This is a genomic window from Lysobacterales bacterium, assembly GCA_019634735.1.
Taxonomy (GTDB): Bacteria; Pseudomonadota; Gammaproteobacteria; order Xanthomonadales; family UBA2363; genus Pseudofulvimonas.
Map to the genome: position 1 here is coordinate 25483 of JAHCAT010000012.1, position 23864 is coordinate 49346.

At 71.8% G+C, this 23864-nt stretch carries 18 protein-coding genes; 7 read left to right on the forward strand and 11 right to left on the reverse strand.

Annotation, left to right across the window (positions count from 1 at the left end; translation table 11 throughout):
- Positions 1 to 81: 81 nt before the first annotated feature.
- A complete protein-coding gene (locus KF823_11835; protein MBX3726592.1) occupies positions 82 to 2361 on the reverse strand; it encodes an MFS transporter in 2280 nt (759 codons plus the stop codon).
- A gap of 513 nt (positions 2362 to 2874) precedes the next feature.
- Between KF823_11835 and KF823_11840 the strand changes: the two genes are divergently transcribed.
- Positions 2875 to 5187 (forward strand): serine/threonine protein kinase, encoded by a 2313-nt coding sequence (locus tag KF823_11840; protein ID MBX3726593.1) that lies wholly within the window; start codon positions 2875 to 2877, stop codon positions 5185 to 5187.
- Between the two features lie 312 nt (positions 5188 to 5499).
- Complete coding sequence (locus tag KF823_11845) at positions 5500 to 7812, forward strand: S8 family serine peptidase (GenBank protein MBX3726594.1); 2313 nt, start codon at positions 5500 to 5502, stop codon at positions 7810 to 7812.
- Between the two features lie 184 nt (positions 7813 to 7996).
- Here KF823_11845 and KF823_11850 read toward each other — a convergent pair whose 3' ends face one another.
- From KF823_11850 to KF823_11860, 3 genes are read right to left on the reverse strand one after another with little or no spacing between them, the layout of a single operon-like run.
- Positions 7997 to 8638, reverse strand: a complete 642-nt coding sequence (locus KF823_11850) for a GNAT family N-acetyltransferase (protein MBX3726595.1) — start codon at positions 8636 to 8638, stop codon at positions 7997 to 7999.
- Positions 8560 to 9063, reverse strand: a complete 504-nt coding sequence (locus tag KF823_11855) for a pilin (protein MBX3726596.1) — start codon at positions 9061 to 9063, stop codon at positions 8560 to 8562. The genes KF823_11850 and KF823_11855 overlap by 79 nt, the downstream gene beginning before the upstream one ends.
- A complete protein-coding gene (locus KF823_11860) occupies positions 9053 to 10216 on the reverse strand; it encodes an acyl-CoA dehydrogenase family protein (GenBank protein ID MBX3726597.1) in 1164 nt (387 codons plus the stop codon). Before KF823_11860 ends, KF823_11855 begins: the two co-directional genes overlap by 11 nt.
- Before the next feature lie 323 nt (positions 10217 to 10539).
- On the opposite strand from KF823_11860, the gene KF823_11865 reads away from it, so the two are divergent.
- Positions 10540 to 11367: a polysaccharide deacetylase family protein gene (locus KF823_11865; protein MBX3726598.1), complete on the forward strand. Its 828-nt coding sequence runs from the start codon at positions 10540 to 10542 to the stop codon at positions 11365 to 11367.
- On the forward strand, positions 11367 to 12287 hold the full coding sequence (locus KF823_11870) for a DMT family transporter (protein ID MBX3726599.1): 921 nt from the start codon (positions 11367 to 11369) through the stop codon (positions 12285 to 12287). The genes KF823_11865 and KF823_11870 overlap by 1 nt, the downstream gene beginning before the upstream one ends.
- A gap of 43 nt (positions 12288 to 12330) precedes the next feature.
- On the opposite strand, the gene KF823_11875 is transcribed toward KF823_11870, so the two are convergent.
- Positions 12331 to 15057, reverse strand: a complete 2727-nt coding sequence (locus KF823_11875; GenBank protein MBX3726600.1) for a serine/threonine protein kinase — start codon at positions 15055 to 15057, stop codon at positions 12331 to 12333.
- 125 nt (positions 15058 to 15182) lie between these two features.
- Between KF823_11875 and KF823_11880 the strand changes: the two genes are divergently transcribed.
- Positions 15183 to 16082 carry a GGDEF domain-containing protein gene (locus KF823_11880; protein ID MBX3726601.1) on the forward strand — a complete coding sequence of 300 codons (900 nt, stop codon included), beginning with the start codon at positions 15183 to 15185 and terminating at the stop codon, positions 16080 to 16082.
- 32 nt (positions 16083 to 16114) lie between these two features.
- Here the strand turns inward: KF823_11880 and KF823_11885 are convergent, their stop codons facing one another.
- From KF823_11885 to ispG, 5 genes are all read right to left on the reverse strand, one after another.
- Positions 16115 to 17821: a flotillin family protein gene (locus KF823_11885; protein ID MBX3726602.1), complete on the reverse strand. Its 1707-nt coding sequence runs from the start codon at positions 17819 to 17821 to the stop codon at positions 16115 to 16117.
- Positions 17822 to 17894: 73 nt separating this feature from the next.
- On the reverse strand, positions 17895 to 18578 hold the full coding sequence (locus tag KF823_11890) for a DUF1449 family protein (protein MBX3726603.1): 684 nt from the start codon (positions 18576 to 18578) through the stop codon (positions 17895 to 17897).
- 55 nt (positions 18579 to 18633) lie between these two features.
- Complete coding sequence (locus KF823_11895; protein MBX3726604.1) at positions 18634 to 19311, reverse strand: PspA/IM30 family protein; 678 nt, start codon at positions 19309 to 19311, stop codon at positions 18634 to 18636.
- Between the two features lie 25 nt (positions 19312 to 19336).
- Positions 19337 to 19849 carry a hypothetical protein gene (locus tag KF823_11900; GenBank protein ID MBX3726605.1) on the reverse strand — a complete coding sequence of 171 codons (513 nt, stop codon included), beginning with the start codon at positions 19847 to 19849 and terminating at the stop codon, positions 19337 to 19339.
- Between the two features lie 67 nt (positions 19850 to 19916).
- Entirely contained in the window at positions 19917 to 21179 is a 1263-nt protein-coding gene (gene ispG / locus KF823_11905) for a flavodoxin-dependent (E)-4-hydroxy-3-methylbut-2-enyl-diphosphate synthase (GenBank protein ID MBX3726606.1), read from the reverse strand.
- Positions 21180 to 21337: 158 nt separating this feature from the next.
- Here ispG and KF823_11910 point away from each other — a divergent pair, with 158 nt between their 5' ends.
- The gene (locus KF823_11910) at positions 21338 to 22699 is read left to right on the forward strand and encodes an exodeoxyribonuclease VII large subunit (protein MBX3726607.1); all 1362 of its coding nucleotides are present in this window, start codon (positions 21338 to 21340) and stop codon (positions 22697 to 22699) included.
- Complete coding sequence (locus KF823_11915; protein ID MBX3726608.1) at positions 22699 to 23292, forward strand: YigZ family protein; 594 nt, start codon at positions 22699 to 22701, stop codon at positions 23290 to 23292. The genes KF823_11910 and KF823_11915 overlap by 1 nt, the downstream gene beginning before the upstream one ends.
- 232 nt (positions 23293 to 23524) lie before the next feature.
- Here the strand turns inward: KF823_11915 and KF823_11920 are convergent, their stop codons facing one another.
- On the reverse strand, positions 23525 to 23863 hold the full coding sequence (locus KF823_11920) for a hypothetical protein (GenBank protein ID MBX3726609.1): 339 nt from the start codon (positions 23861 to 23863) through the stop codon (positions 23525 to 23527).
- Position 23864 lies beyond the last annotated feature (1 nt).

A 23864-nucleotide genomic window follows, 5' to 3' on the forward strand; every position in this document is an offset into this window, starting at 1 on the left:
CGCGAAAAGCGTTTCATGCACGCCATCACATTCCCGCCGGCCCGCAGGGGGACCCGGCGCACTGGAAACGGGCGCGTCTCGTCAGTCGCGGGACAGCAGCGCGCGGGCCGCAGCCAGGACCTGTTCGTCGGATGGCAGCACCAGGAGGGCGGCGCCGGCCAGCGGCGTGTAGGTGTCGGCGCCGACCACCCGGCCGATCGGCCGGCCACCCAGGCCCGCCTCGACCAGGGCGGTGAACACGCCCTCGCCCACCGAGGCGCTGCGCCGGCCCTCGTCGACCACCAGCACCCGCGCGCAGGCGCGAGCATGCTCGACCACGGCAGCCTCGTTGAGCGGCTGCAGCCAGCGCAGATCGAGCACGCGGACCCGGGCGCCCTGCCCTTCGGCAAGCTGCCTGGCGGCGCGCAGCGCCATCGGCACGCCGTTTCCGTAACTGACGATCAGCAGGTCGGTGGCCTGCGGCTCGTAGACGCGCGGCTCGCCCAGCACCATCGCCTGGCCGGGTTCCGGGTACGGGAACAGCCAGCCGCCGTCGCCGGCCTCGTGCAGGTCCTTGGTCATGTACAGGGCGATCGGCTCCAGGAACACGCTGACCCGGCCGTCGACGCGGGCCAGGGCGGCCAGGGTGCGCAGCATCAGGGCGGCGTCGTCGCCGCGGCTGGGGCAGCCGACCACCAGGCCCGGGATGTCGCGCAGCGCCGCGAACGAGTTGTCGTTGTGGAAGTGGCCGCCGAAGCCGCGCTGGTAGCCCAGGCCGGCGATGCGCACCACCATCGGATTGCGGAACTGGTCGTTGGAGAAGAACTGCAGGGAGGCCGCCTCTCCGCGCAACTGGTCGCAGGCGTTGTGGAAGTAGGCCAGGTACTGGATCTCCGGGATCGGCAGCAGGCCCATGTTGGCGTAGCCCTGGGCAAGCCCGAGGATCATGGTCTCGTCCAGCAGCGTGTTGAACACCCGCTTGTTGCCGAACGCCTTGTGCAGACCCTTGGTGACCGTGTAGACGCCGCCCTTCTGGGCGACGTCCTCGCCGAACACCAGCGCCTGGGGATGCGCGGCGAGCAGATCGTGCAGGGCGTTGTTGATCTGGATCGCCAGGTGGCGCGGCGGCTGCCGCTCGGGCAGGCGCTCCTCGCCGCCGAACGCCGCGGTCCGCAGCTCGGCATCCGCCACGCGCTCCGCCTCGGCGCGGACCGCATCCGGCGTGTAAGGCGCCAGCGGCCGCACCACCTCGGCCAGCGACTCGATCTTCGGACGCCGGTCGGCCTCCTCGGCCGCCGCGAAGCAGCGCGCCCGGATCGCCTCGTAGTGGGCGAGCAGGCTGTCCGGGGTGAACAGGCCCGACTCCAGCGCGATCGCCGCCGAGCGCAGCAGCGGGTCGGTGCGCTCCACCGCCACCAGTTCCTCGATGCTGCGCCACTCGATCTCGAAGTCGGTGCCGGCGTGGCCCATGATGCGGGTGGTCTGCAGGTGCAGGAAGGTCGGCCGACGCGTGCGCCGGCAGTGCTCGACCGCGGCGGCGACCTGGCCGTAGCCGCGCGCCAGGTCGAGGCCGTCGGCGAAGAAGTAGTCGAGGTCCCGGCAGGCGCGGAATCGCTCGCCGATCCAGCCCGGCGGCGTCTTCACCGAGATGCCGATGCCATTGTCTTCGCAGACGAACAGCACCGGCGCCGGCAGCTTCTGGTAGGCGGTCCACTGGGCGGCATTGAACGCGGTCTGCGCGGTGGCGTGGTTGGCCGAGGCGTCGCCGAACGAGCAGATCGCGATGCTGTCCTGCGGCACCGGCAGCTCCAGGCGCAGGCGCCGGGCCTGCTCGATGGCGACCGCCGTGCCGAGCGCCTTGGGCAGGTGCGAGGCGATCGTCGAGGTCTGCGGCAGGACCCAGAGCGGCTTGCTGCCCCAGACCTTGTGGCGGCCGCCCGAGGCCGGGTCGTCCATGCTGGCCGCGAAGCTCAGCGCCGAGTCCATCACCGGGTCCATGTCCGGCAGCTTGCGGAAACGCTCGGCCATGAAGCCGCCGCTGCGGTAGTGCAGGAAGGCCGGGTCGGTGTGCCGGCACAGCCGGGCGACCATCGCGTTGCCCTCGTGGCCGGAGCTGCCGATCGTGTAGAAGACCTTGTTCTGCACGCGCAGCACGCGCGCCATCAGGTCCAGGTGGCGCGAGATCAGCTGCGACTCGAACAGCTCCAGGAAGCCGCGCACCGTCAGCGCGCTGCCCGGCAGCACCGGCGCATCGGCGCCCGGAGCGCTGGCGGTGGCACCGGGCTGGAAGGCCTGCACGAACTCGATGAAGTTGCGGTCGCAGATCTCGGCGCGGTTGAGGCCGCGCATGCGCGCGGGAATGGCTGGGCTGGGGCTGGTCATGGCGGACGTTCCGGGACAGCCGCGCATTGTAGGACACAGCCCCCGGCCGCCCCGCCAGTCGAACCGCTGCCGAGTTCGCCCGCACCGCCCGGGTGCCGGGACCCGTCGCGGGGCCTGATGGGTGCCGGTTCTCAGCCCACCGCCCGTGCCAAGTCGCCGTATCCCCTGCCGACTGGAAGTGCGACGACACGACACTTCCCACCTCCCCCGGCATGCGGGGGAGGGCGGAGGCGAGGTCGCCCCGGCCAGCGCGTGCCGTTGGAGCCGCGACGATGCAGATCTTGGCAAGCCCCGGCCCTCTCCCCCCGCCCCTCTCCCGCGCCGCGGGAGAGGGGAGCCGACCGCGCTCCGATTCCCGATTCCCGATTCCCGATTCCCGATTCCCGATTCCCGATTCCCGATTCCCGATTCCCGATTCCCGAGTCCCGAGTCCCGAGTCCAGGCCGTTCCGCTGCCGACGCCGGAAAGATCCGGCAGAATCCACCACATGGCCACCTCGCGCTCCCCGCTCGGATGAGCACTGGCGACGACGATCGCACCACCGCCCTGCCCGCCGGCAACGGTGGGGCCGGCGCCGATGCCCCGGGTGAACGCATCGGCCCCTACCGGCTCGTGCGACTGCTGGGCGAAGGCGGCATGGGCCAGGTGCACCTGGCCGAACAGTCCGAACCCATCCGTCGCAAGGTCGCCCTGAAGCTGATCCGCAGGCAACTGGCCGGGCCCCTGGCCCGCGCCTACTTCGAGGTCGAGCGTCAGGCGCTGGCACGCATGGAGCACCCGGCGATCGCACGGGTGTTCGACGCCGGACAGACCGACGAGGGCTATCCATGGTTCGCCATGGAGCACGTCGAGGGTCGCCCGCTCGACGTGTGGGTGCGCGAGACGCAGCCGACCCTGGCCAGCCGCCTGCGAGTGCTGATCGCCCTCGCCTTCGGCGTCCAGCATGCTCACCAGCGCGGTATCGTGCATCGCGACCTCAAGCCCAGCAACGTACTGGTGTGCCAGGTCGACGGCAGGCCGCAACCGCGGCTGATCGATTTCGGGATCGCCACCGGCATCGATGGCGAGGGCGGCGGAACCAGCTACGAGCGGGTCGGCAGCGGCGCCTACATGAGCCCGGAGCAGTTCGCAGGCGACGCCGCCGCCATCGACATCCGCACCGACATCTACAGTCTGGGCGTTGTCCTGCTGACCTGCCTGCTGCCGCAAGGGCGTCTGGACGCCCTCGGCGAACCGGTGCCGCAGAGGGAGGCGCTGCACGAGCGCCTGCTGGCCAGCCTGCAGCGGCGCGGCCAGGACCCGGTGCTGGACGCGCTGCCCTGGGAACTTCGCCATGTCGTCGCCCGCGCCTGTCACCCGCAACGCGAACGCCGCTACCACGCCGCGACGGCGCTGGCCGAGGACCTGCAGCGCTTCCTCGACGGCTACCCGGTATCCGCGGTACCCGAAGGTCGCGGCTACCGGCTGCGCAAGTTCATCCGCCGCCGCCGGCGGCCGCTGGCGCTTGCCGCAGTGGCAGCCGTTGCCCTGGTCGGCGGCCTGGCCGTTGCCCTGTGGGGCCTGGTCGAGGCGGAGCGCCAGGCGCGGCGCAGCCAGGCCACCGCCGACTTCCTGGCCACCGTGCTTTCCGGCATCGATCCCGACCAGGCCCGCGACCTCGACAAGACCCTCCTGCGCACCGTGGTCGACCAGGCGGCGCAGCGTGCCGAGGTGGAACTGGCGGACCAGCCCGAGGCCCTGGCCGAGATCGAGTCGGTGATCGCCGAAAGCTATACCGGCCTTGGCGAATTCGACCTTGCCGTGCAGTTCAACCGCCGCGCCTACGAGCGCAACCTGGCGCGCTTCGGTCCGGACAGCCTGCGCACGCTCGCCAGCGCCCGGGCCTTTGGCCGCTCACGCAGCGATTCCGGAGAATTCCAGGGCACCGAGGCGTTCTTGCGGGACACCCTGGAACGGCTGCACCGGACGGTGGGTGACGACCACCTGGTCAGCCTGCGCACCCGCCAGTCGCTGGGTTGGCTGATGCGCGAGACGACCCGCTACGAGGAGGCGCTGGTCGAGCTCACGCGGACCCTGGAAGGCCTGCGCTCCAGCCGCGGCGAGGATGATGCGGACACCTTGGAAACCCGCCTGACCCGCGCCATCGTGCTTAGCGATCTGGAGCGCTTCGACGAGGCGATCGCCGAGTTGCAGGCGCTCTCGGCCATCCGCACCCGACTGCTGGGCGCCGACCATCCGCGGACCCTGAGCGTGCGCAACAGCCTGGCGGTGGCCTACCTCCAATCCCGACGGTTCGCGGAAGGCGAGCAGGTGCTGCTGCCCCTGCTGGCGGACCATGAGCGCGTGTACGGCCCGGACAGCACCTCGACCCTTATGGTGGTCGGCAACCTGGGTGGCGCCCTGCGCCAGCAGGGCAAGGTCGCCGAATCCGGCCCGTACTACCGGCGTGCCGCCGAGGCGATGCGGGACCGGTTTGGCCCGGCGCATCCGCGCACCCTGATGTCGCTGCACAACTACGGCAACTACCTGCTCGACGCAGGCGAAGCGCAGCAGGCGTGGCAGGCGCAGACCGACGTCATCGACCACGCCGCCGCGACTTTTGGCGGACGCCACCAGGTGATCGCCGAGGCGCTGACCACGCGCGGCCGGGCCCTGGTGCGCCTGCGCCGCCTGACCGAGGCCGAATCCGACCTGCAGGCCGCCCTGGCCATGAAGACCGAGCTGCTCGGGGCGGACCATGGCCGCCTGGAATCGACGCGCACCGGCATGGCGGAACTGCAGGCGGCCCGGGACCCCGCCGGCGCGGCGGCGGCCGCCGTCCCGTGACTCCACCCGGACGTTCCCAGCGACGAGGGGCACCGTCGCGGCGCGGCGATCGCATGGCGGGGCGGACAGCGGCCCGTTGGACGGCAACGGCAGGACCGGTCCGGCTTCCAGCGGCCGACCGCAGCGGATTGCGCCCATCGCGTGGATCGGCGAGCGCTGCAGCATCCTTTGGGAGCATCCAGCTCTGCAGGGGTCGGCACCCCAGGGGCGTGGCACTGGCGGGTTGGCACGGTCTCCACTAAGGTCGCGCGGTCCCACGGTGCCGGCTGACCCGGCGTCCGCAACAGGGGCCCAATCTTCACGGGAGGCAACATGTTCAAGACGTTTCGTGCGCCGGTGCTGTCGGCGCTGGTCGCTGCTGCGCTGGTCGGTACCTGGGGCATCCAGGCCACCGCGGGGTATGACGACAAATCCGGCGCCACGCAGTCCACCGGCATTTCGACCTGGATGGTCGAGTTCGCCGAGCCCGGCCTGCTGCACGGCACCGAGCGCGCGCCGGGCAGCCGGTTCGACGCCAGCGCCCCTGCGGTGGTCGCTTACCGCGATCAGCTGATGCAGGTGCAGGCCGGTCACAAGGCCGCCATCGCCGGCGCCCTGGGCCGCGCGCCCGAGGTCACCCACCACTACCTGGCCACCCACAGCGGCATGGCGATCCGGCTGACCGCCGCCGAGGCCGACCAGGTCGCACGCCTTCCCGGCGTCGCTTCCGTGAAGCCCGAGGCGGTCGAGCAGATCGACACCAATTCCGGTCCGGTGTTCATCGGCGCCGACACCATCTGGAACGGCAGCGCCATTCCCGGCGGCGGCCCCGGCACCCGCGGCGAAGGCATGGTGATCGCCGTGCTCGACACCGGCATGGTCAGCGCGACCCACCCCTCGTTCGTCAACGACGCCAGTTGCGGCCATGGCGGCGCCAACCCGAACAAGGTGCTGTCCTCGCTGGACTGCGCGACCACCGACGGCACCGGCCTGTGCAACGGCCCGACGCCCACCGACACCAACGGCCACGGCTCCCATACCGCCAGCACCTCCGGCGGCAACCGCGTGCCGACCAGCGCCACGCCGGCGCCCAACGTCGAGATCTCCGGCGTCGCGCCCTGCGCCAACCTGCGCATCTACAAGGTCTGCCCGACCACCTCCTGCCCGGGCGCGGCGATCCAGGCCGGCATGGACTCGATCCTGCTGCAGGGCGGCGTCGACGTCATGAACTTCTCGATCTCCGGTGGTCGCAATCCCTGGGAGGACAACGACCGCAAGAAGCTCGACCTGGTCTCCGCCGGCATCTTTGTCGCGGCCTCGGCCGGCAACACCAGCGCCACCATCACCAACCCGATCGGACAGGTGAACCACCTCGGCCCCTGGGTGCTGAGCGTCGCCGCCTCGACCCACCACAGCTCGCCCGACACCCTCGGCGGCTTCAGCCTGCGCGGCCCGACCCCGGCGCCGCTGGCCAACCTGACCAAGCCGGACATCACCGGCCCCGGCGTCTCCGTCTACGCGGCCAATGCCAGCGTCGGCGGCTACGGCAACAGCAGCGGCACCTCGATGTCCTCGCCGCACCTGGCCGGCGCCGCGACCCTGATCCGCAAGGTCCACCCGACCTGGACACCGGTGCAGGTCAAGTCGGCGATCATGATGACCGGCAAGCGCGCCGGCACCGGCGCCAGCGGCAACTGGACCTGGGACGAAGTCGGCAGCGGCCGCATCGACCTGGCGAAGGCGGTCAACGCCGGCCTGCTGATGGACGAGACCCCGGCCAACTTCCTGGCCGCAAATCCCAGCGGCGGCAGCATCTCCGCCCGCGACCTGAACCTGCCGGCGGTCCGCGACGTGGCGTGCTCGCCCTCGTGCACCTGGACCCGCACCGTGACCAGCGCCCTGGCTACGCCGGCGACCTGGGACGTGGCGGTAGAGAACCCGACCGGCTTCGTGCTGGAGGCGTCCCCGGCGCAGTTCGTGATCGACCCGGGCCAGAGCCAGGTGATCACCATCACCGCGACGCCGCAGCTCAATGAGCCGGGCACCGCCCTGCGCTTCGGCGCGGTGACCCTGACCCGGCTGCCCGTCGGCAACCAACCGATCCAGCACATCAGCGTGGCGGTCCGCGGCGAAGGCGGCGCCGACGCCATCTTCAGCGACGACTTCGAGGGTGGTCCGCCGGCCATCGTCGTCGTCGACAACATCAACCGGCCGGTGCCGCAGAACATCGACGGCGTCTCCATCAACTTCAACACCGGCGCCATCATCGACGGCGACATCCCGGGCTCGCACTTCAATCCCTATGCGACCAGCAATGCGACCCTGCTGAGCTTCTTCTGGGCACAGGCGCCCGGCAATGGCGGCGTCGCCACTTCGAGCAGCAGCAACGACCTTCTGGTGCTGCAGTCGGGCGCCACGATCGGGCCGGCGTCGACGTATGCGACCACCTTTGGCGCCTCCGCGGCCTGGCGCGCCGGCGTGAACGGCTACGTTGGCTTCCGCTTCGACTGCCTGCCGCCGATCGCGCCGGTCGCCACCGTGTGCTACGGCTACGTGCGCATGCAGACCACGGGCCCGAACGGCTTTCCGGCGACGATCCTGAGCTACGCCTTCGACCGCACCGGCGCGGCCATCACCATTCCCTGACCGGCGAAGCGCCCCGCGCGACGGGGCCGACCGGGCCAGGTTCAGGGGCGGGGAAACCCGCCCCTTTTTCTTGGCGGATGCAAGCCGGTCCACCCTTGGTTCGGCGCGCGTTTCGCAAGCGTGGAAGGCCGCAGAGCCATTGCGCGCCAGGCGCCGGTCCTGCCGTGAGGTTCCGCCGACAGGCTCAGTGGCTCCCGGACCGGACCCTGACGCCGGCTCGATGCCAGTCGCCCAGCGATTGTCCCCAGGCTTCCACCGGGGCGTCCTGGAACGGCGCCGGCAGGCGCACCGGTCCACGCAGTCGCGCGCCCAGCCGCTGCGCCAGGCGTTGCGAGCGCAGGTTGTCCGGCGCGATGCAGTGGATCACCTCGGACCAGCCCAGCTGCGCGAATGCCCAGTCGATGGCGGCGGTCGCCGCCTCGAAGGCGATGCCGCGCCCTGCGGCTTCCGGATGCAGGGCCCAGCCGACCTCGGTGCCCGGCCAGCCATCCGGCTGCCAGGGGCCGACCTGGCCCAGCCAGCGGCCATCGCCGCGATCAATCACAGAAAACATCGCGAAGCCCTGCACCAGCCAGGCGCCGGGCATCTGCAGGAAGCGGCGCCACGCAGCGCCGCGCTCCAGAACGCCGCCGATGTGGCGGGCGCTGTCCGGGTCGGCCAGCATCTGCGCGTAGCGCTCGAAGTCGGTGGCCTCCGGCACGCGCAGCAGCAGGCGCTCGGTGTGCAGTCGGGGAAAATCGCCGACGGTCACCGCCGGGTTTCGCCGGGACGGTAAGCGCAGCCCGGAACGATCCGGGCGATGTCCGCAATATCCGGGCTGCTGCATTCGAAGCGCACGCCGCCCGTGGCGCCCACGACCTCCGGCCGGAACCGGACCGCGCCGGCCAGCGGCGCAGCGAACCGGACGGCCAAGGTGCCGCCCGGCTGCACCAGGACTGTCTCCAGCCCCACCTGACGCCAGTCGTCGGCGTCCGGAAGCTGCGCCTCGGCATTGCTGTCCGGGGCGCGACCATGGCTGGACATGAATTCCGCCACGGCCACCCGCGCCGCCGACGCATGGACCAGCGCCTCGCGCATCAGGGTCATCCGCGCCTGGTCGTCGAGCAGCGCCTGAGTGGCCGCGCGGAGCTGGACCGCGGGGTCCTCCAGGGGCGGGGGGCGCAGCAGCCACGCTGCTGCCCCGACCAGCAGGCCACCGGTCAGCGCGCCGACCAGGAAGCCCAGGGTCGCCGCACGCAGGTCAGAAGGCATTGATGCCGGTCACCTCGCGGCCGACCACGAGCTGGTGCACGGTCTCGGTGCCCTCGTAGGTGATCACCGACTCGAGGTTGAGCTGGTGCCGGATCGGCGCGTACTCCGTGGAGATGCCGGCGCCGCCCAGGATGTCGCGCGCCTCGCGGGCGATGTCGATGGCCATCCGGCAGTTGTTCCACTTGGCCAGCGAGACCTGGCTGGGCTGCATGCGGCCGGCGTCCTTCAGGCGGCCGAGCTGCAGGACCAGCAGCTGCGCCAGGGTGATGCGCCGGGCCATCTCGGCCAGCTTGAGCTGCACCGCCTGGGTGGCGGCGATCGGGCGGCCGAAAAGAATGCGCTCCTTGGCATACTCCAGGGCCTCGGCATAGCAGGCGATGGCTGCGCCGATCGGCCCCCAGGTGATGCCGTAGCGGGCCTGGGTCAGGCAGCCCAGCGGACCCTTCAGGCCCTTGACGCCGGGCAGGCGCGCCGACTCCGGAACGCGCACGTTGTCCAGGAACAGCGCGCTGGTCACCGAGGCGCGCAGGCTCATCTTGCGGTGGATCTCCTGGGCGCTGAAGCCCGGCGTGTCGGTCGGCACGATGAAACCCTGGATGCCGTCCTCGGTCTGCGCCCAGACGATGGCGATCTTCGCCAGGTTGCCGTTGGTGATCCACATCTTGGCGCCGTTCAGGACCCAGTCGCCGCCGTCCTTGCGGGCGTTCGTCTTCATGTTCGCCGGGTCGGAGCCGCCGTGCGGCTCGGTCAGGCCGAAGCAGCCGATCACCTCGCCGGCCGCCATCGCCGGCAGCCACTGCCGGCGCTGCTCGTCGGTGCCGTACTGGAAGATCGGGTACATGCACAGCGAGCTCTGCACCGACACGAAGCTGCGGATGCCGGAGTCGCCACGCTCCAGCTCCTGGCAGATCAGGCCGTATTGCACGCCGCTCATGCCGGCGCAGCCGTATTCCTCGGGCAGCGACGAGCCGAGCAGGCCCAGCGCGGCGATCTCCGGCACCAGTTCCTGCGGGAAGCGCGCCTGGTCGAAGCAATCGCCGATGATCGGCAGCACCTTCTCGTCGGTGAAGCGGGCGACGGTGTCCTGGACCATGCGCTCCTCGTCGGAGAGCAGGCTGCGGACGTCGAACAGGTCGGTCGGGGAGAGGCTCATGGCGGCAGGGGGTCGGTAGGCGTCGAGCCGCGCATTGTAGGACAGCGGGGTCCAGGATTCGTCAGCGTCGTGCCCGGGGCGACTGGTCGCGGGCCCGCCGGCGATTCCGGCGAGGCCGGGTTCTTGATGCGGACACGTGGCGAGGCTGTCGGGATCGCGTCGTTGTGCGGGCAGGGGACCGTTCGACGGTCAAGGCGCAGCCGACGCCCTATCGAACGGGCCAAGGGGAGCCGACCCCGCCACGGCGCCAGGATCGGCAGCCGCAGTAGCGGCCTCACGAACCATCCGGGCTAGAATGGGCGGCCGTTTCCCCGTCTCCGGTCGTGCAGATCCCGGTCCTGACCTATCACGCGGCGAATGTCGCCGGACCCGGCTATGCCGAGAACGACCACGTTGCCCTTGCAGACGATCTGCGCCTGATCGACCGGCTGGGCTGGCACGTGCTGTCGCTGGACCAGGTGCTGGCCGTGTTCGATGGCACCCAGGCGCCCCCCGGGCCGCAGTGTCTGGCGCTGACCTTCGACGACGGCACCGACTACGACGTGCGTCCGGACGATTGGCCCGGCCAGGGTCGCCAGCCCGGTTTCCTGCCGATCCTCCAGGCGTTCCGCGCCGAGGTCGGGTCGCGGCAACCCCACCTGCACGCCACCAGCTTCGTGATCGCCTCGCCGGCCGCGCGGGCAGCCGTGGACCGCGACTGCCTGCACGGCCGGAACCTCATCAACGACGACTGGTGGCACAACGCCGCGGCCAGCGGCCTGCTGGCGATCGGCAACCACAGCTGGGACCACAACCACGCGGTGGCGCCCGAGACGCCCCCGGACGGCCTGCCGCGCGGCGACTTCCTGGCCGTGGACAACGCAGTGCGTGCCGCCTGGCAGGTCGCGCGCGCCCAGGCCTGGATCGCCGCCCGGGTGGCGCCCGCCCCGGTGCGCCACTTCGGCTATCCCTGGGGCCAGGCACCGGACTACCTGCGCCGTCACTGGCTGCCCCGCCACGGCCCGCGCCTGGGCCTGCTCGCGGCCTGGACCACCCAGCCCCGCGCGGCGAGCGCAGCCGACGACCGCTGGGCCCTGCCCCGCTTCGTGTGTGGCGCGGACTGGCGCAGTCCGGAGCAGCTCGCCGACCTGCTGGCCCGGAGCGCTGCCTGATGGCCGCCGCCCGGCTGCCCGGCCAGCCGCTCACCGGCCGTGGCGTGGTGCTGATGCTGGGCAGCGTCGCCAGCTTCGGCCTGATGGCGATCACCATCCGCCTGGCCAGTGCGCAGATGCATCCTTTCGAGATCGCCTTCTTCCGCAACCTGTTCGGCCTGATGTTCACGGTGCCGCTGATCGCGCACGCGGGCCTTGGCATGCTGCGCACGCGCCGGCTGCGCCTGTACTTCCTGCGCTGCCTGGTCGGCCTGGGCGCCATGCTGACCGGCTTCTGGGCGCTGGTGCACCTGCCGCTGGCCCAGGCCATCGCGCTGTCCTACACCACGCCCCTGTTCGTCACCATCCTGGCGGTCCTGGTGCTGGGCGAAGTGGTCCGGGCGCGCCGCTGGAGCGCGATCGCGATCGGCTTCGTCGGCGTGCTGGTGATCCTGCGGCCGGGCGTCGCCGGCCTGAACCTCGCCGCCCTGGTGGCGATCGCCTCCTCGCTGCTGGCGGCCAGCGCGGCGATCAGCATCAAGTTCCTGTCGCGCACCGAGCCGCCCGACGCCATCGTCATCTGGATGGTGCTGATTCTGACACCGCTGTCGCTGTTCCCGGCGCTGCCGGTCTGGACCTGGCCGGACAGCCAGGGCTGGCTGTGGGTGGTGCTGACCGGCGGCCTGGGCACGCTCGGCCACGTGTTCCTGACCCGCGCCTACCGGATCGCCGACGTCTCGGCGCTGCAGCCGCTGAACTTCGTGCAGCTGCCGCTGGTGGCGTTGCTGGCCTGGCTGCTGTTCGCCGAGCGGGTCGACATGTGGACCCTGGCCGGCGCCGGCATCATCGTCGCCAGCACCGCCTACATCGCCAGGCGCGAGGCCCTGCTCAACCGTCGCCAGGTCAGCGACCCGCAGGTCGGCTCCGGCCAGGCGCCCTGATCGGCGGGTACCTCCTCGTCGATCCGCCCCGCCCGTACCGGGATCAATCGTCCCGGCCGGCCAGGATCTCCACCAGTTGCCCGCGGGTATGGCGCAGCGGGGCGGGCAGCGCCTCCTCCGGCAGAGCCATCAGGGGATCGATCCAGCGCTGCCGGGTCGCGGCCGCCGCTGCCGCATCGCCAACCTCTTCCTGGGCACGCCACAGCTCGGCGACCAGATGCAGCTCGACCGGGGCCAGGGCGGCCGGATCGGTGTTGTCGTATCCGGCCAGAACCGGCGCGAGCAGGTCCACCGATTCGGCGGCACGGCCGTCGCGGCGCAGGTTCCGGGACTGGTTGAGCAGCGACTCGCGGGTCGACGGGTGCGCTGGGCCAAGCACCGCCTGCCGGCGCTCGACAACCTGCGCGGCCAGCGCTGCCGCCTCGCGGTGGCGCCCGGCGCGGCCCAGCATCGATGCCTGCGAATCGAGCGATTGCAGGGTGTCGGGGTGGTCGGAACCGAGGCTTTCGCGGCGCTGTTCCAGCACTTCGCCCTGCAGCGCCAGCGCCTCGTCGAGGCGGTCCAGGCGGGCCAGTGATGTGGCTAGGTTCTGCTTGCTGCGCAGCGTCTGGGGATGCTCGGCGCCTAGCACGCGGGCGCGCGCCGCCGCCACCTGGACCATGAGCGGAAGCGCCTCCTCGACGCGACCGAGCTGGACCAGGGTCGACGCCATGTTGTTGAGCTCGCCCAGGGTCGAGGGGTGTTCGGCGCCGGAGACGCGCGAGCGCAGCGCATAGCCCTCGCGCTGCAGGGCGAGCGCCGCCTCGTAGTCGCCCAGGGTGCCGACCACGGCGCCCAGGTTGCTCAGCGCCGACAGGGTCAGGTCGTGCTCTTCGCCCAGGCTGGCGCGCCGTCCTGCCAGAACCGCTTCGAGTTCCACGCGGGCGGCATGCCACTCGCCCAGGCGGACCAGGGTGATGCCAAGGTTGTTGCGCGCGCTCAGTACGCTGGCCGGATCGACGTCGGCGCGCACGACGAGCTGCCCGAGCGCGTGCTCCTGCAAGGCCCTGGCTGCGGCGAATTCCCCCTGGGACATCAGGGCCTGGGCGAGCTGAAGGCGCGCCGACTCCGTGGCCGGATGGCCCGGCGGCAGGAAGCGCTCGCCATCCTCCAGGCTCCGCTGCGCCACGTCGCGCGCCTCATCCGAGCGACCCTGGCGATCGATGGCGCTGGCCAGGTCGGCACGCGCCTTGATCGCCCGGGCGTCGCCGCTGCCGGCCAGCGCCTCGCGCTGGGCTGCCACGGCGCGAAGGTCGGACTCGGCTGCGGCGTAGAGCCCGAGCTCGAGGCGGACCTGGGCAAGGCTGTAGCGCAGCTCGGCCGCCAGCGCCGGCTGGTTGTCGAACTGCCGTTGCAGGGCGGCCTCAGCGCGCTCCAGGACGTGCTGGTCGATGACCGCCCGCGCCAGATCGGCGGCCGACAGCGCCTGCGCGGCCCGCTCGAAATCCGGCAGCAGGGTCGCCGACTCGGGGTGGCGGCCAAGCTGCTCGCGCTGCAGGCCGAGCAGGCCCTCGCCCATCGCCCGCACGTCGATGGTGCGCAGCATGCTGCGCTGGAAACTGGCCACCTGCTCGAGCTCCAGGCCGCGCTCCTCGGCCAGCCGCCGTTGCGCCTGCGCCTGGTCCAGGCCGTACAGGCTCACCGCAAGACCGGCGACCAGGGCGACGAACACGGCGACGGTGGCGGCCAGGCCGACGCGATGGCGGCGAACGAACTTGGCGGCCAGGTAGGACCGCGAGGCCGGCATGGCCTGCAACGGCCGGTTGGCCAGGAAGCGGCGCAGCTCGGCGGCCAGCGCACCGGCCGATTCGTAGCGGTCGGCGCGGTCGTGCGCCACGGCCTTCATGACGATGGCATCGAGCTCGTGAAGCCGCCGGCGACGCAGGCGCCCGCCGATTTCGACGCCGGGCGCCGGTCGCAGCCGCGCAGAGGGCGGCTGGAGCGTGGTCGCCCCGGTCCGCGCCGTCGCCTGGCTCGCGCTGGACAACCCGGAGCGATCGCCGACGATCAGCTCGTACAGGACGACGCCGAGCGAATAGACGTCGCTGCGGGTGTCGATCGCCGATGCCGAGCCGGCGAACTGCTCCGGACTCATGTAGTCGGGCGTGCCGGCACGCTCGGTCGCGGACATGTCGCCGAAGCCCGCCCGGCTGGCCGCGGTGGCGATGCCGAAATCGATGATGCGTGGCTGCAGCACGCCATCGACCCGCGTCACCAGGATGTTGGCGGGCTTGAGGTCGCGATGGACGACGCCCTTCTGGTGGGCGTGCTGGACGCCGTCGCAGATGCGCGACATCAGCGCCAGGCGCCCGATCAGGTCCAGGCCGGCCTCCGCGCAGGCGCGCGTCAGGGGCTGACCCTCGATGAACTCCATGGCGAAGAACGGCACGCCTTCGGCGGTGGTGCCGGCATCGAAGATGCGGGCGATCGCCGGATGCTGCATCTGCGCCAGGGTCTGGCACTCGACCTCGAACCAGGCGCGCTGCCTTGCGTCGAAGCGGCGCCCGCGCAACAGCTTCAGCGCAACGGTGCGGCGCACGGGCTCGAGCTGGCTGGCGCGGAAGACCTGGCCCATGCCACCCTCGCCAAGCACGGCCTCGACGCGATAGCGACCGGCGACCAGCTGGCCCAGCGCAGGATCGCCGCCGGTGGCGCCGGCATCGGATGCGCCATCCTCCAGCCACCGGGTGGCCTCGTCGTCCGCCGTCTCGCCCCCGTGCCCCATGGTCATCCGCCCACTCCCCGCCCCCGCGCCACGGATCATGGCAGCACCGCCTTGCATTCGCGACCTTGGTCGCCCCTTGTGCCCGCCAGCGGACAATTCCGATAGACTCCGGGCGGTCTCCGAGGGGCGCCATGAACCGACGCAGCGACGACGGCAGCACGACCCGCCGCACCGTGATCAGCCCCGGGCCCGATCGTCCGGACCTGAACACCGCCTGCCTGGTCGTCATCCATGGCGAGGGGCTGGGCAAGCGCATCGACATCGGCGAACAGCCGATCGTCATCGGCCGTTCCCACGAGGTCGACCTGCGCATCGGCCATGCCAGCGTGTCGCGTCGCCACTGCGAAGTCTGGCGCGAGGGCGAGCGCTGCCACGTGCGCGACCTCGGCGCCACCAACCGGACCCGGGTCAACGACCTGCCGGTCGAGCTGGTCGAACTGGCCGATGGCGACCACGTCACCATCGGCGAGAGCATCCTCAAGTTCATCGGCGAGGGCAGCGTCGAGGCCCGCTACCACGAGGAGGTCTACCAGGTCGCCACCCACGACGCCTTGACCCAGCTCTACAACCGCCGTCACTTCGCGGAGATCTTCGACAAGGAGATCACCCGGGCGCAGCGCCGCGACCGGCCATTGACCGTGTGCATCCTCGACGTCGACCTGTTCAAGCCGGTCAATGACCAGTTCGGCCACATCGCCGGCGACAGCGTGCTGCGCCAGATCGGCGAGATCATGCGCGAGCATGTGCGCGGCGACGACGTCGCCGCCCGCATCGGTGGCGAGGAGTTCGCCGTGCTGTTGCCCGAGACCCCGCTGGACGCAGCGGTGCGATTTGCCGACCGGCTCCGGCAGGCGGTCTCGGCGCGACCGCTGGCGATCACCCCCGACACCGCCCGCACGCTCACCGTCAGCATCGGCGTCGCCGCCCTGGCGCCCGGCCGCGACGACCGCAGCACCTTGATGGCCGCGGCCGACGCCGCCCTCTACCGGGCCAAGGCGCAAGGGCGCAACCGGGTCTGCAGCGACGACTGACGCCGCCGCGCCCGAGGGGCGCCCGTAGCCGCTCAGTCCACCTTGCCGGCTTCGCCGTCCTCGCTGCCGGCATCGTCAGCGCCACCCTCGCCGGTACCGGATGCCGGCGCGCGTCCCGCGCCCAGCAGGCCGTTGAGATCGCCCAGGTCGGACAGTCCGACCTCGCGCAGCAGGGCATCGACCAGCGGCCGCTGCGCACGGTAGCGCAGCGCGTGGTCGACCACCGAACCGGCCAGGTTGCCGTTGCCGCCACTGCCGCCACCCTCGCCCGCGGCACCCGTGCCCATGCCCATGCCGCGCACATCGACGATCCGGATGCCGTCGATGCGTTCCATGGGCCGCACCGACTGCTCGATGATCTCAGGCAGGCGGCGCAGCAGCTCGAGGCGGATCTCCAGGGCCACCTGTTCGTCGCTCAGGGCGTTGCGGGCCTGGTTGATGGCACGCTGGCCCTCCGCCTCGACCCGGTAGCGTTCCTCGTCGGCCTGTGCGCGGATGCGCACGGCATCGGCCTCGCCGGTGGCCGCCACGCGCAGGGCCTCGGCACGGTCGTCGGACGCCTTCTTGTCCGCTTCGGCCGCGACCATGATGGCGATCGCCTCCTGTTCGGCCTGCTCGCGCGCCTGCACCAACCGCACCGCCTTGGAGCGCTCGGCCACCGCCGTCTCGCGGACCTTCTTGACCTCTTCCTCGGCGGCGACGGCCTTGGCGAGCGCAGTGTCGGCGTCGGCCTTGGCCGCCGACTCCTCCTGCGACTTGTGCGAGACCGCGATCTCGCGTTCCTGGTCGGCGATGCGCACCGCGCGCTCGCGTTCGATCTCCCGCTGCTCGATCAGGCGGCGCTTCTCGATCTCGGCCTCGGCGATCGCCCGGTCCGAGGCGATCTTGGCCTGCTCGGCCTCGCGGTGGCGCTCCGCCTCCTGCTGGGCGATGGTCGCCGCCGCCTCGGCGGCGCGCACCTTGACCTCCTGGTCCTGCAGCAGGCGCGCGTATTCCTGGTCCCGGGCGATCTCCAGCGACTGCCGCTCGGTCTGCAGGTTCTTCATCTCGATCTGGATCTTGGTGTCGCGCTCGATGTCGTTGCGCTGCTTGCGGCGCAGCTCGATCTCCTGGGTGAGCTTGGTCAGGCCCTGGGCGTCGAAGGCGTTCTGCGGGTTGAAGAAGTCCGCAGCGGTCTGGTCGAGGCCGGTCAGCGACACCGACTCCAGCTCCAGGCCGTTCTTGAGCAGGTCCTCGGCGACCGCGACCTGCACCTTCTGGGCGAAGTCGACGCGGTTCTCGTGCAGGCCTTCCATGGTCATGCCGGCCGCCACCGCGCGCAGGGCATCGACGAACTTGCCCTCGACCAGCTCCTTGAGCGCCGCCGGCTCCATGGTGCGGCGGCCCAGCGTCTGCGCCGCGGTCGAGATCGCCGCGGCATCCGGCTTGACGCGCACGTAGAACTCGGCCTGCACGTCGACGCGCATGCGGTCGTGGGTGATCAGCGCCGCCTCACGGGCACGCAGGACCTCCAGCTTGAGCGTGTTCATGTTGACCGGGATCGTCTCGTGCAACACCGGCAGCACCAGGGCGCCGCCGTCGCGCACCACGCGCTCGCCGCCCAGCCCGGTTCGCACGAAGGCGATCTCCTTGCTGGCCCGGTGGTACAGGCGCGCGAACACCAGTCCGAGCGCGAACAGCGCGATCAGGATGATCACGGCGGGCACGATCACGCCCATGTACGGAATGTTCAGGTCCATCGTCCTCTCCCCAGGAAGCGGTTCGCCGGTGGTTGCCGGCCATCAACGTGCAAAACGGCCCACGCGGGCCAGATCAGGCGCCATCCACCAGCGCCGGGTTCGGATTGGCGATCACCGCGAAGCGGCCGCCGCCGGTGCGACGCACCAGCAGCACCACGGCGCCGGCCGGGAACGACTCGGCGGCATCCTCCGGTTCCGCCAGCACGTAGTGGTCGGTGCCGAAGCGGTCGCGGACCCTGGCCTGCGCCGGCAGGCCCGCGCGCGCCGTGCCGGCCACCACGGTACCGGTCAGCCCGACCAGCTGGTCGAGGTCGATCGCGCTGCTCTCGTCGCCAGGCAGGACGCGCGCCAGCACGCCACTGCACCAGCGCACCGGCGGCAGTGCCGCAGCCAGCGCCAGCGGCGCGGCCAGCAGCACCGGTGCCGGGGCGCCGAACAGCGAGCGCATCAGGTTCTGGCCGACCAGCCCGATCAGGCCGAACAGCGCGAGCAGGATGATCAGCACCATCAGCACCGGCACCTTGCCGATGTGCAGCCAGGCCAGGAAGCGCCCGACCACGCCCTGCACGTCCGCGCCGGTCGCCTCCATGCCGGTGCCGGCATCGCTGCCTGCCGATGAAGGCAGCAGCAGGTCGTCCACCACGTCGTTCAGGCCGACCCCGGTGACCAGCGCGACCAGCTCGGCCAGGGCCAGGCCGACCATCACCAGCAGCGCCACCACGAACGGTGCGTTTCCGGCAGCGGTCACCCAGGCCATGGCCATCCCCGGCCGGCAGCCGCCGTGGCGCGCGGACGCCGACGCGCCGCGATCGTCATTTGCCGGCCTTGAGCGAGGCCAGCCGTTCGGCGACCCGGTTGCGTCGCGCCAGCTCCTCCAGCTCGGCCAGCCGTGCGGCATTGCCGTCGCTGGTGCCGCTCAGGCCGGCGACGCCGGCATGACGCTGGAAGATGCGCTCGAACGCCTCGCCGGCGCGCTCGCCGCGCGCCTGCACCGACTCGCCCGGCGCGCTGGTACCGGTCGCGGTGCCGGTGGTCGAGGCCTGCTGTTCCCGGCTGCGGCGGAAATCCGCCAGCGCCGCCCGCATCTCGCGTTTCTTGGCCTGCAGGGCGACCACGTAGCCCTCCAGGCGGGCCTTGTCCTCGGCCAGGGCCGACAACCGCGATTCCAGCACCGGCACCTGGGCCTCGATGTCGATCTGCCGCTCGACGGCGGCGGTGGCCAGGTCCTCGCGACCGCTGTCCAGGGCGATCCGCGCCTGCTCGCCGAGCTCGTCGAGGCGGGCGCCGTCCTCGGCAAGCCGCTTCGCGGTGAGGTGGCGCTGCGCCTCGACCTGGCCTAGATCGGCGCGGACATCGGCGATGGCGCCGTCGATCTCGCGGATCGCCTGCTCCATCACGGCTTCCGGCGCGATGTTCTCGACGGCATCGACCAGGGCGTGGAAACCCCCGGCGATCAGGCGGCCGACGCGGCCGGACAGGGATTCGCTCATGGCAGCACTCCTCGAAGTGGCAGGATCAGCGGGATTGTTCACCATCGGCGACCGCCCCGGCCATCGCCGGGGCCAGGGCCGAACGCGCCCGGTGCGCCAGCGCATCGGGCTCATGACAACCGGGAAAGCCGGCGCGCGCAAGCTGCACCACGGAATCGACCAGCGCCAGCAGGCGGTCGCCGAGGCCCTGCTCGAAACGCCGCACGTACTCGCCCGCCTCGCCCGACGCCGGGGCGGGTCCGGCAGCCAGCACGAAGGCCGTAGCCTCCGGCAGCCAGGCCAGGGCCCTGGCGACCAGCTCGGAGCGGGCGCCACTGGCCAGCTCGGCCTGCCGCAAGGCCCGCTCCGGGGCCGCGAACAACGCCCGGCTGTAGTCCCAGGCAGCGCCGGCATCGGCCACGCCGGCCTGGCGCAGGCGCGCCTCGGCGATCAGGGCGCGGATCTTCTCGCTCAGGTTGGTGGCGCCCGACAGGGACGCGCTGGCCAGGAAGCCCAGGTCGTCCTCGTCGAGCCGCAGGGTGACGGTCTGCTTGGCCATGTCGGCGCTCCAGAGGCAGGGTGAGTGCATCCTGCCACGAACGAAATACGTTTGCAATACGTTTGTATCAAGCCTTGTGGGGCGGCTCGACTGCGCCCCAGCGTTTCGCCACGTAGTCGTCGATCACCGCCACGAAATCTTCCGCGATGCGTTCCCCGCGCAGGGTCAGGGCCTTGGTGCCGTCGATGAATACCGGGGCCGCCGGCGCCTCGCCGGTGCCCGGCAGGGAGATGCCGATGTCGGCATGACGGCTCTCGCCGGGGCCGTTGACCACGCAACCCATCACCGCCAGCGACAGGTTCTCGACGCCCGGATAACGCAGCTTCCAGTCCGGCATGCGCTCGCGCACATGGTCGGTGACCTGCCGCGCCAGCGCCTGGAAGAAGGTCGAGGTGGTGCGGCCGCAGCCCGGGCAGGCGGTCACCATCGGCGCGAAGGCGCGCAGGCCCAGGGTCTGCAACAGCTCCTGGGCGACCACCACCTCGTCGCTGCGAGACTGGCCTGGCTCGGGGGTCAGCGAGATGCGGATGGTGTCGCCGATGCCCTCCTGCAGCAGCACTGCCAGGGCCGCGGCCGAGGCCACGATGCCCTTGCTGCCCATGCCCGCCTCGGTCAGGCCCAGGTGCAGGGCATGATCGCTGCGCCGGGCCAGGTCGCGGTACACCGCGATCAGTTCCTGCACGCCGGAGACCTTGGCCGACAGCACGATGCGCTCGCGCGCCAGACCCAGCTCCTCGGCGCGCGCCGCCGAGTCCAGGGCCGAGCGCACCAGAGCCTCGCGCAGCACCCGCCCGGAATCCCAGGGCTGCGCCCGGGCGCTGTTCTCGTCCATCAGGCGCGCCGCCAGCGCCTGGTCCAGGGAACCCCAATTGACGCCGATTCGCACCGGCCTGTCGTTGGCGATCGCGGTCTCGACGATCGCGGAGAACTGGCTGTCCTTCTTCTGGCCGAAGCCGACGTTGCCGGGATTGATCCGGTACTTGGCCAGCGCCCGCGCGCAGGCCGGCTCGGCGGCCAGCAACTGGTGGCCGTTGTAATGGAAGTCGCCGATCAGCGGCACCGACACGTTCATCAGGTCCAGCTTGTCGCGAATCCTGGGCACCGCGGCAGCGGCCTCCGGCGTGTTCACGGTGAGCCGCACCAGCTCCGATCCGGCGCGCCACAGCTGCGCGACCTGGCGGACCGTACCGGCGACGTCGGCGGTATCGGTGTTGGTCATCGACTGCACCACCACCGGCGCGCCGCCGCCCACCAGCACGCCGGCGATGCGCACGGCGCGGCTGGCCCGGCGGGACCCGGGGCCGAAGCGGTCGGGATGGTCCTGTGTCATGGTCGATGCCTGTGCGCTTGCTGACCCTGGCTGGCGGTGGCGGTTGAGCGGATCGGTCCTTTCGCCCAGACTGGTCCGCCGCACGCACCCGTCCGAACCATGGCCCGCCCGTCGAAGTCCGCGCCCACGTGGCCGGCGCAAGAGTGTAACCGGCGCCCATGACCGGCGCCCCGGCAGCCAACGAGATCCTCACGCCGACCCGTCTGAACCGGCTGGTCCGGCAGCTTCTGGGCGATGCCCTGCCCCTGCTGTGGATCGAGGGCGAACTCTCCAACCTGGCGCGTCCGGCCTCGGGCCACCTGTACTTCACGCTCAAGGACGCCGGCGCCCAGGTGCGCTGCGCGATGTTCCGCAACCGCGCCGCCCTGCTCCGCTTCCGGCCGGCCGACGGCGCACAGGTTCGCCTGCGGGCACGGGTCGACCTGTACGAAGCGCGGGGCGAGTACCAGCTGATCGCCGAGCACATGGAGGCGGCCGGCGCCGGCGCCCTGCAGCAGGCCTACGAGATGCTGAAGGCGAAACTGGCCGCCGAGGGCCTGTTCGACAGCACCCGCAAGCGGCCGCTGCCGGTATTGCCCAGGCGCCTGGCCGTGATCACCTCGCCGTCCGGCGCCGCCATCCGCGACGTCCTGGCGGTGCTGCGCCGCCGCTTTCCCCTGTTGCAGGTCGACGTGTTGCCGGCACCCGTGCAGGGCGCCGAGGCGGTGCCGGCCCTGCGCGAGCGCCTGCGCGCGGTCGCCGCCGTCGGCCGCCACGACGTCGTCCTGCTGACCCGCGGTGGCGGCTCCATCGAGGACCTGTGGGCCTTCAACGACGAGCAGCTCGCGCGCGACATCGCCGCCTGTGCGATCCCCGTGGTGGCGGCGATCGGCCACGAAGTCGACGTCACCCTGGCCGAGCTGGCCGCCGACCTGCGCGCCGCCACGCCTTCAGCGGCTGCCGAGGCGATCAGCCCTGACGGCGCGCTGCTGGCTCGGCGCCTTGACGACCTTGCCGGCCGGTTGCAACGCGGCCAGGGCCGGCGACTGCTGGACCTGGCGCAACGGGCCGACACGGCGCGGCGGCGCCTCGGCCTGCTCGATCCGCGCCGCCGGCTGACCCTGGTGCGCGAACGCGCCCTGCTGGCCCGCCGGCGCCTGCGACGTGGCCTGGAAAACAGGTTGCGCTGGCAGGTCGCCCGGCTGCAGGCGCTGCGTGCTCGACTGGACGCCCAGCACCCGCAGCGGCGCCTCTCCCGCCTGGGCGAACTGCTCGACGAGCGACTGGACCGTTTGCGCCTGGCCGAGGCGGCGCGCCGGCGCCAGGCCGAGGGCCGTCTGCGCGAGGCCGCGCGCACCCTTCAGGCGCTCAGCCCGCTGCGCACGCTGGAACGCGGCTGGACCGTGCTGCTCGACCCGCGGGACCGGCGCTTGCTGGCGAGCGCGCAGGCGGTGGCCACCGCCGGTCGGGTCATCGCCCGCCTGGCCGACGGCGAGATCGACCTGGATGTCGCAGGGCCGCCGCGTCCGATCGCTGACTGATGGAAACAGTCGAAGCGATCGCGCACCACGAGATGCTGGTGCAGCGCAGCCGCTTCCTGGCCTGGGCGGCGCCGGTGGCCGATGCCGAGGCTGCCCTGGCGTTCATCGCCGGGCGGCGCCAGGCCGACGCCAGTCATGCCTGCTGGGCGTTCCGGGTCGGCCAGCAGTACCGCAGCAGCGACGATGGCGAACCGGCCGGCACCGCCGGCCGGCCGATCCTGGCCGCCATCGACGGCCAGGGCCTGGACCAGGTCGCGGTGGTGGTGCTGCGCTGGTTCGGCGGCATCAAGCTCGGCGCCGGCGGCCTGGTCCGCGCCTATGGTGGCTGCGCCGCACAGTGCCTGCGCGCCGCGCCGCGGCGGCCGTTACGCGCGATGACCGGGCTGCTGATCACCGTCGACTTCCCTTTCGAGGCGACGGTGCGCGCCGCCCTGGCCAGCCACGAAGCGGCACCGGAACGGGTCGACTACGGCAGTGGCGGGCTGTGCATGGCGGTGACGGTACCGGCCGATCGGCGCGATGCCCTGTGCACCTGGCTGGTCGATGCCTGCCGGGGCGCCGTTCGACTGGCACCAGAATCGCAGTCGAGCTGAACAGGCGACCGGCAGGGGCACCTGCCCGGTCGACGCCGGAAGCACCCGGTCGGAGGGGCCGCGCCACACGTCCTTCAGGACCGAGGGCCAGAGGACGGCCTCCTTGTCATCACGGCAGACAGCGCCACGGACTTCGTGGATGTGCTTCGAGCGCGCCGGTCCGCGAGTCCGGCTGCACCATCGAGGTTGGTCGGCGGCGGTCGGAGTCGAAGGGCCGTTCCTTCACGGGCGCTCAAGGCGGCTCGAAGCCGTTGGCGAATATGCGATCCGTCGGCTCCGTCGGCGCGCGAAGGCGATGAAACCCGCCACGCAGACTGAAGCTCGCGCTGCTCATCGGCGCGCCGGCATCCGGCTGGCCGATGCTTCCCCGCAGGGTGTGACTGGCGCTCGTCGCCCGTCCTGCACCGCCGTCGATGGACTGCCGCGGGATCGTGTAGCTGTCGCTGGAGGGCTGCGCAAAGGCCAGGGGCCGGGACAGCACCACGGAGAGTGCCAGTGCGACAACCAACGTGCCGATGGACAGTCTCTGCCTGGTGTCGTGTCCCGGCGGGGTGACCCGACGACCGGTCATG

Bases quoted from the DNA above. Each gene is read 5' to 3' on its own strand.
- KF823_11835 (MBX3726592.1), bottom strand. From the start codon at position 2,361: ATGACCAGCCCCAGCCCAGCCATTCCCGCGCGCATGCGCGGCCTCAAC.
- KF823_11840 (MBX3726593.1), top strand. From the start codon at position 2,875: ATGAGCACTGGCGACGACGATCGCACCACCGCCCTGCCCGCCGGCAAC.
- KF823_11845 (MBX3726594.1), top strand. From the start codon at position 5,500: ATGTTCAAGACGTTTCGTGCGCCGGTGCTGTCGGCGCTGGTCGCTGCT.
- KF823_11850 (MBX3726595.1), bottom strand. From the start codon at position 8,638: ATGCAGCAGCCCGGATATTGCGGACATCGCCCGGATCGTTCCGGGCTG.
- KF823_11855 (MBX3726596.1), bottom strand. From the start codon at position 9,063: ATGCCTTCTGACCTGCGTGCGGCGACCCTGGGCTTCCTGGTCGGCGCG.
- KF823_11860 (MBX3726597.1), bottom strand. From the start codon at position 10,216: ATGAGCCTCTCCCCGACCGACCTGTTCGACGTCCGCAGCCTGCTCTCC.
- KF823_11870 (MBX3726599.1), top strand. From the start codon at position 11,367: ATGGCCGCCGCCCGGCTGCCCGGCCAGCCGCTCACCGGCCGTGGCGTG.
- KF823_11875 (MBX3726600.1), bottom strand. From the start codon at position 15,057: ATGACCATGGGGCACGGGGGCGAGACGGCGGACGACGAGGCCACCCGG.
- KF823_11880 (MBX3726601.1), top strand. From the start codon at position 15,183: ATGAACCGACGCAGCGACGACGGCAGCACGACCCGCCGCACCGTGATC.
- KF823_11885 (MBX3726602.1), bottom strand. From the start codon at position 17,821: ATGGACCTGAACATTCCGTACATGGGCGTGATCGTGCCCGCCGTGATC.
- KF823_11890 (MBX3726603.1), bottom strand. From the start codon at position 18,578: ATGGCCTGGGTGACCGCTGCCGGAAACGCACCGTTCGTGGTGGCGCTG.
- KF823_11895 (MBX3726604.1), bottom strand. From the start codon at position 19,311: ATGAGCGAATCCCTGTCCGGCCGCGTCGGCCGCCTGATCGCCGGGGGT.
- KF823_11900 (MBX3726605.1), bottom strand. From the start codon at position 19,849: ATGGCCAAGCAGACCGTCACCCTGCGGCTCGACGAGGACGACCTGGGC.
- ispG (MBX3726606.1), bottom strand. From the start codon at position 21,179: ATGACACAGGACCATCCCGACCGCTTCGGCCCCGGGTCCCGCCGGGCC.
- KF823_11910 (MBX3726607.1), top strand. From the start codon at position 21,338: ATGACCGGCGCCCCGGCAGCCAACGAGATCCTCACGCCGACCCGTCTG.
- KF823_11915 (MBX3726608.1), top strand. From the start codon at position 22,699: ATGGAAACAGTCGAAGCGATCGCGCACCACGAGATGCTGGTGCAGCGC.
- KF823_11920 (MBX3726609.1), bottom strand. From the start codon at position 23,863: ATGACCGGTCGTCGGGTCACCCCGCCGGGACACGACACCAGGCAGAGA.